Raw genomic sequence first — 12,137 nt, 5'->3', positions numbered from 1 at the left:
ATCAGTCTATGCGACCGTGGCACATTTTGTATTTCTTGCCGCTGCCGCAAGGGCAAGGGTCGTTGCGGCCGACGCGCTGCTCCGGCGAACGCGCCGGACGCTTCGGTCCCGCCTCTGCCTTGGTATCGACAGCTTGGCCCTCGGCCACGGCTTCGCGCTTCACGTTGCTCTCGACCTGCGCCTTCATGATGTAGAGCGTCACTTCTTCTTCGATCCGCTCGATCATGGACAGGAACATGTTGTGGCCTTCGAATTGATATTCGCGAAGCGGATCGTTGCCGCCGTAGGCCCGCAGGTGGATACCTTGACGCAATTGGTCCATCGCGTCGATATGGTCCATCCACTTGCTGTCGACCGCGCGGAGAACGACGACCTTCTCGAACTCCCGCATCGTCTCTTCGCCTATCATTTCCTCGCGCTCGCCGTACAGCTGTTCGATGCGCGCCATGAGCAGCTCGACGATCTCTTCCTTTTCCTTGCCCCACAGCTCGTCCTTGTTCACGCGGTCTTCCGGCAGGAAGTTCGCATGCGCATAGCTTGCGAGACCCTCGAGATCCCAATCCTCCGGCACGTCGTCGCCCGGACAGTGCTTGTCTACCGCGCGCTCGACGACCGACTTGATCATCGGCATCACGACATCCCGAATCTTCTCAGAGCCGAGGATCTGACGGCGGTCGCCGTAGATCTTCTCCCGCTGCAGGTTGATGACGTCGTCGTACTGCAGGACGACGCGGCGGGCGTCGAAGTTGCTGCCTTCGACGCGCTTCTGCGCCGATTCGATCGCACGGGTGATGAGACGGCTCTCGATCGGGGAATCCTCGTCGAAGCCCAGACGCTCCATCATGCCCATGATGTTGTCCGCGCCGAAGCGGCGCATGAGCTCGTCCTCCATCGACAGGTAGAACTGCGAGGAGCCCGGGTCGCCCTGACGGCCCGCACGGCCGCGGAGCTGGTTGTCGATCCGGCGGCTCTCATGCCGCTCGGTGCCGATGATGTGAAGACCGCCGATGTCCGGCACGCCTTCCCCCAGCAGGATGTCCGTACCGCGTCCGGCCATGTTCGTCGCGATCGTGACCGTGCCGCGCTGGCCCGCGCTCGAGATGATCTCCGCTTCTTCTGCGTGATACTTGGCATTCAGCACCTGGTGCTTGATGCCCTTCTTCTTCAGCATTTCCGACACGCGCTCGGAGTTCTCGATCGATACCGTACCGACCAGCACCGGCTGTCCGGTCTGGTGGCGCTTCACGATCTCCTCGACGACGGCGCGGAACTTGCTGTTCTCCGTCTTGTAGACGACGTCCGGAATGTCCTTGCGGATGTTGGTACGGTTGGTCGGGATCTGCACGACCTCAAGGCCATAGATCCGCTTGAACTCTTCTTCCTCCGTCTTCGCCGTACCGGTCATGCCGGCCAGCTTGCGGTACATCCGGAAGTAATTCTGGAACGTAATCGTCGCGAGCGTCATGCTCTCGTTCTGTACGTTCAGGCCTTCCTTCGCCTCGATCGCCTGGTGCAGCCCGTCGCTGTAACGGCGTCCCGCCATCAGACGGCCCGTGAACTCGTCGACGATGACGACTTCCTCGTCCTGGACGACATAATCGACGTCGCGCTTCATGATGAAGCGCGCGCGCAGCGCCTGGTTCACGTGATGGTTGATCAGCACGTGCTCGTGCGCGAACAGGTTCTCGATGTCGAACGCCTGCTCCACCTTCGTCACGCCGGCTTCCGTCAGCGCGATGCTGCGCATTTTTACGTCGATCGTGAAGTCCTCGGTATCCGACAGCCGGCTCGCCACGCGGTCCGCCTGATAATACATCTGCGTCGACTTCTGCGCCTGACCGGAGATAATCAGCGGCGTACGCGCCTCGTCGATCAGAATGGAGTCGACTTCGTCAATAATCGCGTAATATAGCGGACGTTGAACCATTTGCTCCTTGTAGAGCACCATGTTGTCGCGCAGGTAGTCGAAGCCGAACTCGTTGTTCGTGCCGTAAGTAATGTCGCACGCATACGCGGCTTGCTTTTCTTCATGGGAAAGACCATGCAGGTTACAGCCGACCGTGAGGCCCAAGAACTCATAGACTTGTCCCATGAGCTGGCTGTCCCGCTGAGCCAGGTAGTCGTTGACCGTAACCACGTGCACGCCCTTGCCGGCGAGCGCGTTCAGGTAGACCGCGAGCGTACCGACGAGCGTCTTGCCTTCCCCGGTCTTCATCTCCGCGATCTTGCCGCTGTGCAGCACCATGCCGCCCATCAGCTGCACGTCAAAGTGACGCATCTTCAGCACGCGAAGCGCCGCCTCGCGCACGACCGCGAACGCCTCCGGCAGAATATCGTCCAACTCAAAATTTTCTTTATCCAGGCGATTGCGGAACTCGTCCGTCTTGGCACGGAGCTGTTCGTCGCTCAGCCCTTTAATCGAAGACTCCAGCTCGTTGATCTCATCGACCGTCTTGGACAGCCGCTTCACTTCGCGCTCATTGGCGTCTCCGAATATCTTCTTCACTATTCCGAGCATATGATACCCCTTCCCCTATCCGGGATGACCGTATCTATTTATTTTAGCAGTTTGGCGGGAGGGGGGCAAGGAACAGGAAAATCAAGATTGATGCACCAGATTACTGTGTTCAGAATTAATTTTGCTGAGATTATTTTAAAGTTAAGATCGGGATTTTATTAGTGTAATCGAAATGGTACGAATGTAAATCGGTACGGATTTCATGATTCGGAATTATAACTTCCGTTCCGCGATTAAATTTAACGTCAAGTTCTGTCATCACATAATCAAATAGCAATAAAAAATCTGCATCTAAACCGTGATCATTTGATTTAAATATTTGATGATCCACCTTAGCGGCCGTTATCTCATGCAAGTAGCAGTTGCGAATGGCATTGCAAAATCTTCTTTTTTCTTCAAAAGTGATTAACCTGTCTGCCGAACCGTGGAAGGAATGAATTTGGCAAAATTTATTTATGCTTTTGTATACTAAAGGGAGACTCAAAATCCCCTTGTCATTCTCATTACTTTTCGCAAAATAATTAAATACAATTGGAGTATCGCTGCCGGTAAACAAATAACGATCTGCACTTAGATAGGCAGGATACAACCAGGCTGAATTATCTATGATCAAGGAGAATAGACCGGGGGCCAATCGATTGCATAACAATGACAAATAAGCCCCATGGGAATGTCCATACGCAATAATTTTTTTAGAATTAAAAGTGAACTCATTATCTTTTAATATTTCTATAACGGCCATAACCGCAGTTATATTATCGAGAACTTGCATTAGCCCCATATCATTAAAATTATTCAGCGACTCCTCCAAAGGTTCAGCCTGCATGAACTCCCAACCAAAAAAATCACATTGGACTGTTACTAGATTATACCGATCAGCAAAATTGGATCTCATTTTCTTATAAACATTTGAATTCGCATGTCCTCCGAATCCAGCAATAAACAATACAATGCCTGTATCTGTATTCACGCCCGAATCAGGTTCTGAAAAATAAATTTTTAAATTATGTGGCTGATCCCCTCCGTAGATGTTTGGATGTCCTGGCATGACAAATTCATATTCCTTAGCCATAATGCACCTCGATTGCTTAATATGCAGGATATATCGGATTATTCAACCATAAAATTAAACCCTGGCTCTAGAGTCAGGGTTTAATTTTATAACTATAGTCAATTTATTAATCGGCTTCAATCAACCCATACGTCCCGTCATTCCGACGGTAAACGACATTCATTTCCTTCGTCGCGGAATTGGCGAACACGTAGAAATTGTGACCGACCAGATTCATCTGCAGAATCGCATCCTCGACCTCCATCGGTCTGAACTTGAATCGCTTCGTCCGCACGAGCTCGAAGTCCTCTTCTTCATCCAGCAAGAGAGCGGTGGCGGAAGAAGTCGCTCCCGGAACGGTTTCCTTAAAGATACGGGCTTGGTTATCCTGCTTCATTCTGCGGTTCAATTTGGTTTTGTGTTTGCGGATCTGACGCTCGAGTTTGTCCACTACGAGATCGATCGAAGCATACATGTCGTTGCTCTTCTCCTCCGCCCGGAGAAACATCCCCGGTAGCGGAAGCGTTACCTCAACTGCGCTGCTGCCTTTGGTTACGCTTAACGTTACTTGAACATCGGTTTCGGGAGGCGCTTCAAAATACCGTTCGAGCCTGGTTAGCTTTTTTTCGACATATTCCCTCAGGGCTGCCGTGACTTCCATGCGCTGACCGCGAATCGTATATTTCATATGCTGTTGCCTCCTTTGCTGACTTCATTTTAACATACCACGGAGGCCGATTTCAAAACATTCCGATGATTGTTTTGAATTTTCTGTTAACTTTGAAAACAGCTATGAAAACGATTAACGAAAGAGAAAAACCCCGGATTGCTCCGAGGCGGGGTGGCCATCAATCGTATTCAGGACCGATGTTCTATCTATACGAGCCGAACGCCTTTGCGGCGCTCTATTATTAGATTTTGATAACGTTTGCTGCTTGCGGGCCGCGTGCACCTTGCACGATGTCAAACTCAACCGGCTGGCCTTCTTCAAGCGCCTTGTAGCCGTCCATTTGAATCGCGGAGAAGTGAACGAAAACATCGCCGCCTTGCTCTGCCTCGATGAAGCCATATCCTTTTTCTGCGTTGAACCATTTCACTTTACCTTGCATGTGCATAACATTCCCTTCATCTTCAATTCAATGGGATCAATGATTCCACTGCTATAGGCGATTTGGCCTGGCCCACAACGAGAATATACCATCATGGAAAGTTTTGTGTCAATGGGGAAAATGTAAGCGATTACTGCCATGCTGTGCTTATAAGCTGTCAGTTTGACAACAATCGTAGTTTCTCTACTTTTTAACTCCATTAACGAGCCATTCCGACACCACTTGTTTCATATCATCCATCGTTCTGTCCAGCTTCTCTATACTTTCTATTTCGAAACCGGCTAACAACTCGGGGATCTGAGATTGTTTCGTAAATCGGGAATACCCTTTTCCGGCCAATGGTCCCTGGGAACAAGACCAAGCGTCAGGTGCCAGCCGCTCGCCAGTTCCTTCGCCCCAGCTTCCCTCCGCAAAGGTACGAATAAATATTTTGCCGCCGGGCTTGAGCACTCGGTGCGCTTCCTTATAAATAAGCAAAGCATTTTCATAAGAATTGCAAGAACCCGCTTCATTATCGATAATTGCATCGAACCAACCATCTTGATAAGGCTGATTTATAATATCACCTTTTATGACTTCGCCTTCCCACCCTGGCACGGAAGCATTGAGATATTGTTGGGCTTGAGTTACTGCACTTGAAGAGCCATCGATCCCGTAAACCTTGAACCCCTCGCGCGCCATATACCACAAGTTAGCACCCGGACCACAACCAATTTCTAAAATACGAATCACACTACGATCTTCAGCTTTATAAAAGTTTCTGGCAACGAAACGAATTAGATCTTCTCCCGGATATTTCCCCCACTGCTGCGAACTAAACACTTTCTCCCAAACTGGATCCCAAGACATACTGTCACTCTCCAAATCTATAAAATAATATGCGGTCAACGCGTTTTCCTGCCCGTTCTTCCCAAGCCCGCTTCATGGCATCATAGCGTCCACGTTCGTGGACAAACCATCCGATGCGAAATTCCGCCCGCCTTTGCGAGAACCCTCTCTTAAAAAATAAGAGCGGATTGTCTTCACGTCCGTCTGTTCCTCCGCCAAGATGCAAACATTGGGCTCCCTCAGCGCCATAACGGCGTATGGCTTCGGCTAATAGCAGATTGCTGGCGCCGATCCTTTTACCAGCCGGTCTGGAGGCCGACAGATGATATTCCGTTCTTCCTGCGTGACGAAGGAATAGAGAAGCCGCCAGCAGCTCCCCTTCTTTCTCTGCAACAAGCAGTCGCTGCCCTGCATAACCAGCCAGGCCTTTAAAATAATCTTCAGTAAACAAATAAAAAGAGTCTGCGTCCAGCACGCCCATCGTTTCCTCATAAATCGCCTTGAATCGCTTCCAGCCCTCTGTGTCTTCCGGTTTAATCTCGCGGATCGACAGATTTTCCTTCTCGGCCTTGCGGATTGAAGTTCGAGCCCTGCCGCTCATCTCACGCCAGACGCTATCCATGCCTGCCGCGAGATCAATCCAAACCGTGCTGCGATCTCTAGCAGAATTGCCTCCGTACCATCTATCGTTGCGCAGAAGCGGATCGAACCGAATGAATTCGGCCAAAATCCCCCGTTCCATACACGCTGTTAAATAAGCTTGCCAAGCCCTTGCGAGAAACGCCGGATCCTCATCATTTGTTACCGGTCCACCATAGCCGTAAGCCGACTGGAGATCCTTTGCCGTCCCGTCGGGCAAGACGGATTCATGTAAAGCATGATAGTACAAGCTGTCCTGCTCACGATAAACATAGTACACGGCTGTTAGATTCGAATTCCGCTGTGTATCGAGTTGCACATATTCCGGATGGTTTTCCGGCGTTCGCACCTGAGCAGGCAGCATGTTGTAGATCGTCAGCGCTTCGTCATAATTCGCCCACATCGCCGCGAATCACCTCGTCCTCTTCATAATCGCGGGAAGCCGGTTTGCCTAACAGTTCCCAATAATGAAGAGGAGATATTCCCGTGCCCGGGCGCTTCGCCGTCAAATTTCGTTCCGTGAAAACTTCTCCTTGCCGGATCGCCTTGGACGCCACGAGACTTTTGCGTGCAATGGCGATGTTTTTGATCTCCGACGCAGCTGGACGCTTGATGCCATCGCCTCTTGCCGCTTCAACATGGCGAATGGCGAATACCATCGCCTTCAGCTCGTCAGGTTCAAGGGACGCTGCATGATCCGGTCCAGACAAGCTCCGATCCATAGTAAAATGCTTCTCGATCAGTTCCGCCCCCATCGCAACAGCCGCAATCGGCACTTCTATGCCCGGCGTGTGATCGGAAAGTCCGACTGGCAGACCGAAAGCGGAACGCATCGAATTTATAGCATTCAAGTTTACATCTTCGTAGGGAGCCGGATATTCGGTCGTACAGTGGAATAACCGTACGCGTTTTTGTAGTACCTGCTGTCCCTCTTGACTTAGGTAGGCTGCGGCAAACGCGCGGAGCGAGGGCTCGCCCTCCCTATAAAGGTAACCGAAAGCCAATATGCCGAGCGCTGTCTCCACATCGCCAAGACTGGACATTCCTGTCGAGAGTAGAATCTGCTTGTCCGTGCGGGCTGCGGCGAGCAGAAGGGGCGCATTCGTAATTTCTCCGGAAGGAATTTTTAAAACCGGAATTTGGAGCTCGTCTCCGAGCAGCTTCACGCTGTCCAAATCGAACGGTGTCGAAACAAAGTCGATCCCTTTCTCCTCGCAACGCTGGATTAATTGCTCGTGCGCCGCTCGATCAAGTTCTAGCTTGCGGACCATATCCAGCTGTGATTCCTCTTCCCCGGTCTGCTTTTTTTGGTATTCAGCCTTTGGCGCGAACTTGCTGATAACCAATTCGGACTTAAAAGTTTGAAATTTGATTGCATTCGCGCCAGCCTCGGCGGCCGCGTCGACCATCGCGAGCGCCCGCTCCAGCGATCCGTTGTGATTGACGCCGGCCTCGGCGATTAGATAGGCATGTGTGGCCATTCATATTCACCCTTTTATCCCTTTATAAAAAGCTTGTACGGCTTGCGCCATCCGGTCCATATCGTCAGCTCCGTAGCGCTGATCGATCGGCAAAGTAAGCAGTTCGGCGCTAGCCCGCGCCTCGCGCTGAGGTATATGCTTCTCATTTTTTAGCAGCGACAACGGCCAATGCACCGCACAGTAGATTTGACGATCTCGAAGATAAGCACGCAATGAATCCCGTTGCCCATTCAATACCTGAAGAGGGAAACCTAATGGTACCTCTTCCGCAGCAATCGCGTCGTATAACAGCGCCAACTGACCGTCAAATACAGGAGCTGATCCAGACAGTCGCAGGTACAGTTCTCTCCAATTGTCCCGCCTCGCCCGTGCTATCTCCTTCCAATCCATTCGTGCAAGCAGTTCCTCAGTAATGCCGCTCATCCTGCGAGGACGAATAGGTCCGTCCCATTCCTCTTCCGTCTCCTGTACCAGCTGCAACTGCCATTCCTCCGCGAGATTTTGACTGCGCAGCAGCTTGGCTGCCATTCGCTTGGTGGCGCGCTCGACGAGCGCCGCCTCCAATGGATAATCGATGGGCATATCTGATGCCAAAATACCACCGTCTGGCACAGGCAAAAATTTACGGAGGCTGTAAAGCGTAAAGTTTCCTAAACGGCCTGTGTGCTCGCCAAGCAAACTTTGAACGGCGTCCTCAATGACCCATAACTGTTTTCCTGTCTGTCTCCACCGCTCAATCAATTGCTCCACGGCCGTCTGCTGCTTGCCGAAGTAATGGATGTAGTAGACAATGTCTCCCGAATCGGGCTCATACTCAAAGTGCGCCGTTTCTAATGTCTCACTCATCGAATATAACCGAATATTTATCCCCGCCTGCTCAAACGGCTGGAATACTGAATCACAGGCGTAGCGTGGCAGCCATGCCGTGTGGCATCCGTTACGTTTTAACTCCTCCAGCGCGATCAGGCAGGCGCTCCGTGCACTGTCCGTGTAAAGACGATAAGGAAGCGCGAGCCTAAGCGGCATTTGAAGAGGTTCACTTTCCCAATAAGAGAAATCAAGCTCCATCTCTCCGCCGATCCGTGTCATTGAACGTCCTGCCAGTCGTTAAATTTTTTTGTACGCAAAGCGTCCAGATCTGCATGCTTCAAAAGCTCTTTCATCCGCAAGGCGGCATCGCCTTCACCGTACAAAGATACGGTATACGGCAAGCTTTGTTGAAATGAGGCAGAGATGGCGTTTTCGATAGCCTGCGCGATCTCATCCGCATGCTCGCCGCAGTTGATGATGGAAGAAGCGTGCAGACGGCCCGCCTGTCGATCGCCGATGTTGACGGTTGCCTTTCGGAGCGCCGGAGCTTCCGTTATACCGCTCGACGAATTGCCGATAACGACGTTCGCCAGCCTCATCGCGCTCAAGTAACGCAGTAGCCCCAGCGAAGAAACGGCTTTTACCTTGGTCGGCCTTGCCGCTTCATATTCACGAATCATCTGTATGATCACGCGGCTATCCATATCGGCGTTCGGCATCGTAAACAATATCCCCGCTTGCGGGAATCGATCCAGTGCCTCCAGCAAACTCCGCATAGCCTCGGCCGAACTCATCCTCCCTAGCGTGACGGGATGATAAGTAACGAGGAATTGTGGGTCATGGAACCGGTACCCAATATCCGCTTCCAACTGATCACGGGCCATCAGCGTTAATCTGCGGATATTGTCGAGTGCCGGCTCGCCAACGTTAAACACGAACTCACCTTGTTCGCCAAGTTGCAGAACCCGCCGTCGATACGTCTCTGCGGCCACGAAGTGGAGATGCGACATTTTGGTCACGGCATGCCGAATCATATCGTCCACCGCGCCTTGCGTAATCTCTCCCCCCGAGATGTGAGCTACGGGGATCCGGAAGAGCATCGCCGCCTGCGCCGCGGCCAAAATCTCGAAGCGATCACCCAATACGACGATTAAATCCGGCTTCAGACGCTCGTACGCATCGGCGAACCCAATAACAGCCAGTCCCACTGATTTGGCAACCGCCGAAGAAGTGTCCGCAGATAACAGCATCTCCACTTTGACGTCGATTTGGAAGCCGTCCCGTTCGATTTCGGAAGCGGTCATCCCATACTCCGGCGACAAGTGCGTGCCCGTAGCGATGATCTGCAGTTCTAGCTCTTGATCCGCCAAGATCTCGCTCATCAAACCCGACAGCAGCCCATAGTCGGCTCTTGTTCCTGTTACGACGCATAGTTTTCGCTTCATACGCGTCCTCCTAATGCGGCACTGCTCGGAAGATTGATAACCGACGCATAGATATCTTCAACGATTGTCATCGGCATACGGGGGCAGTCGCTAAACATTTTCAGCAGATGCATCGGGGTCCAGATCGGGCGCACTTGAATGCCGGCATCATTCAACGCGTCGAGTAATTGATCCCTTGCCACCATGTTTGGTTGCTCCAACGCGATTGCATTCAGCCAGTAGTTACTTCGGCTCCCCTCCGGCTCTTCCAGAAAACGAATTCCATTTATGTTTTGAATATGTTCTTTATAATAGAAAGCCAGTCGCCGCTTTCTATCGAGAAGTTCATCCAGCCTCTCAAGCTGCGCGCATCCAAGAGCCGCATTCAAGTTGGGCAGTCTGAAGTTGAAGGCCGGCTCGTCATGTTCGAACGCCCAGCGATGCGACAGCTTAGCCGTCGTGGTCAAATGCCGAAGTCGCCGGGCCAACGAATCGTCATCGGTCAATACCGCTCCGCCGCCGCCTGTCGTAATAATCTTATTACCGTTAAAGCTCAGTACTGCCGCTTGTCCATGATGGCCGACATGCCGTTCCCGGTAAAAGCTACCGAGCGCTTCGGCGGCGTCTTCGATCAGCTTAAGGCCCAAGCGATGCGCCAGCTCGCCAAGCCGCTCCATGTCCGAAGGGTGACCGAACGTATGCATCGGAATTAACGTAGCCACCCGCCTGCCCGTGGTTTTGTTATACAAAGTGCCGGAACGCTGCTCGCAAGCCGACTCGAGATAGGCTTCCAGCTTCAGCGGATCGATCCCGAGCGTCGTCCATTCGGCTTCTACAAAATGGGGAACAGCCCCCGCATGTACGACTGCATTAGCGGTGGCGACAAAAGTAAGAGAAGGAATCAGCACTTCATCCCCCATACCGATTCCAAGTGCGACCAGCGCGGCCTGAAGACCAGCTGTCCCGTTCACTACGGCTACCGCGTGTTTATGTTCGGTGCGTTGCGCTAGCATCTGCTCGAACCGCGTCACATAAGAACCTACCGACGAGACCCAACCAGTATCCAGGCAATCTTTTACGTATGTCCACGCTTGCTCGTCGAATTCGGGAGCATGAAGTGGCAGCAGATCTTCACCTGCCCCTCTTAACGGTTCTATTGAACGCTTCAAGGCCTCCAGAATCGAGCTTGTATTCAAATCCGTCAATCTCATACGTTGTACATCTCCGTCTTGTAGCGCTTGAGATTTGCAGAATCCGTAAACCAATCGATGGTTTGACGGAGCCCTTTTCGGAAGCCCTCAACGCCGCCGAACGCCGGCTCCCAGCCGATCAGCGCTTTGGCTTTTGCGTTTGAGGCCCACAAACGCTCCACCTCACTATCCTGAGGCCGAAGGCGCTGTTCATCGGTTTCAATCGTTATTTCCGTATCCATCAGCTCGGCGATGAGTCGGACCGTCTCACCGATGGTCACTTCATAGTTGCTCCCAATGTTCAACGTGTGACCGGCGATGTCTTCTTTGCGGAGGGCCGCCAAGAATCCGCCTACCGTATCGCTCACATAATTAAAATCCCGAGTGGGGTGAAGCGAGCCCAGCTTAAGATTACGCTTGCCAGATGCCAGCTGCGTGATGATCGTGGGGATTACGGCACGCGCGGATTGCCGCGGACCATACGTATTAAAAGGCCGGATTACCGTCACCGGGGTGCCGAATGAGGCATGATAGGACAAGGCCATCGCGTCCGCACCGATCTTAGACGCGGAGTAAGGAGATTGCCCCTGTAGTGGGTGCTCTTCCGTAATGGGAACAAAGCGTGCCGTTCCATAAACTTCACTGGTAGAGGTATGCAGAACTTTTGAAACACCCAGGTCCCTGGCTGCTTGTATGACGTTAAGCGTTCCTTTGACGTTGGTATCTACATATGCCTCAGGCGCAGTATAAGAGTACGGAATCGCGATTAATGCCGCCAGGTGAAGTACTGCATCCACGCCTGCCATCGCATGACGAACAAAGTGCGAGTCCCGGATATCGCCGGAGAAGACTTCGAATTTGCCGCGGACGTCCTCTCCACACTCATCTAGCCAGCCCCATGTGTTAAACGAATTGTAATAGACAAAAGCTCTCACGTCATGCCCTTGTCTTACCAGAGCTTCCGTCAGGTGCGAGCCGATAAATCCGTCCGCCCCTGTTACCAGTACCTTCATAAACAACGCCTCCGACCTGCTTTACTTACGTATGTCTCATTAGTAACATAACGCTGCGTTCAGAAGCAACAAAA

11 protein-coding genes are annotated in these 12,137 nt (G+C 52.2%); all 11 read right to left on the bottom strand.

Features of this window, described 5'->3' with window-relative positions:
* Nucleotide 1: 1 nt before the first annotated feature.
* The 11 genes from secA to KB449_RS35870 all read right to left on the bottom strand — a co-directional run bounded on the left by secA (nucleotide 2) and on the right by KB449_RS35870 (nucleotide 12,063).
* Nucleotides 2–2,518, bottom strand: a complete 2,517-nt coding sequence (gene secA, locus KB449_RS35920) for a preprotein translocase subunit SecA (protein ID WP_282913222.1) — start codon at nucleotides 2,516–2,518, stop codon at nucleotides 2–4.
* 130 nt (nucleotides 2,519–2,648) lie between these two features.
* The gene (locus tag KB449_RS35915) at nucleotides 2,649–3,590 is read right to left on the bottom strand and encodes a DUF2920 family protein (RefSeq protein WP_282913221.1); all 942 of its coding nucleotides are present in this window, start codon (nucleotides 3,588–3,590) and stop codon (nucleotides 2,649–2,651) included.
* Between the two features lie 106 nt (nucleotides 3,591–3,696).
* Nucleotides 3,697–4,257: a ribosome hibernation-promoting factor, HPF/YfiA family gene (gene hpf, locus KB449_RS35910; RefSeq protein WP_282913220.1), complete on the bottom strand. Its 561-nt coding sequence runs from the start codon at nucleotides 4,255–4,257 to the stop codon at nucleotides 3,697–3,699.
* A gap of 223 nt (nucleotides 4,258–4,480) precedes the next feature.
* Nucleotides 4,481–4,678: a cold shock domain-containing protein gene (locus KB449_RS35905; protein ID WP_143106717.1), complete on the bottom strand. Its 198-nt coding sequence runs from the start codon at nucleotides 4,676–4,678 to the stop codon at nucleotides 4,481–4,483.
* A 183-nt stretch (nucleotides 4,679–4,861) separates the two neighbouring features.
* Entirely contained in the window at nucleotides 4,862–5,527 is a 666-nt protein-coding gene (locus tag KB449_RS35900) for a class I SAM-dependent methyltransferase (protein WP_282913219.1), read from the bottom strand.
* Between the two features lie 4 nt (nucleotides 5,528–5,531).
* Nucleotides 5,532–6,548: a lipid II:glycine glycyltransferase FemX gene (locus KB449_RS35895; RefSeq protein WP_282913218.1), complete on the bottom strand. Its 1,017-nt coding sequence runs from the start codon at nucleotides 6,546–6,548 to the stop codon at nucleotides 5,532–5,534.
* On the bottom strand, nucleotides 6,532–7,626 hold the full coding sequence (neuB, locus tag KB449_RS35890; protein WP_282913217.1) for an N-acetylneuraminate synthase: 1,095 nt from the start codon (nucleotides 7,624–7,626) through the stop codon (nucleotides 6,532–6,534). Before neuB ends, KB449_RS35895 begins: the two co-directional genes overlap by 17 nt.
* Nucleotides 7,627–7,632: 6 nt before the next feature.
* On the bottom strand, nucleotides 7,633–8,715 hold the full coding sequence (locus KB449_RS35885) for an aspartate aminotransferase family protein (RefSeq protein WP_282913216.1): 1,083 nt from the start codon (nucleotides 8,713–8,715) through the stop codon (nucleotides 7,633–7,635).
* Entirely contained in the window at nucleotides 8,712–9,881 is a 1,170-nt protein-coding gene (gene neuC / locus KB449_RS35880) for a UDP-N-acetylglucosamine 2-epimerase (protein ID WP_282913215.1), read from the bottom strand. Before neuC ends, KB449_RS35885 begins: the two co-directional genes overlap by 4 nt.
* On the bottom strand, nucleotides 9,878–11,071 hold the full coding sequence (locus tag KB449_RS35875) for a LegC family aminotransferase (RefSeq protein WP_282913214.1): 1,194 nt from the start codon (nucleotides 11,069–11,071) through the stop codon (nucleotides 9,878–9,880). The genes neuC and KB449_RS35875 overlap by 4 nt, the downstream gene beginning before the upstream one ends.
* Entirely contained in the window at nucleotides 11,068–12,063 is a 996-nt protein-coding gene (locus KB449_RS35870) for an NAD-dependent 4,6-dehydratase LegB (RefSeq protein ID WP_282913213.1), read from the bottom strand. Before KB449_RS35870 ends, KB449_RS35875 begins: the two co-directional genes overlap by 4 nt.
* Between the last annotated feature and the right edge of the window lie 74 nt (nucleotides 12,064–12,137).

Source organism: Cohnella hashimotonis (assembly GCF_030014955.1).
GTDB classification, from domain to species: domain Bacteria; phylum Bacillota; class Bacilli; order Paenibacillales; family Paenibacillaceae; genus Cohnella; species Cohnella hashimotonis.
This window is presented reverse-complemented; position numbering and strand designations above follow the sequence as displayed.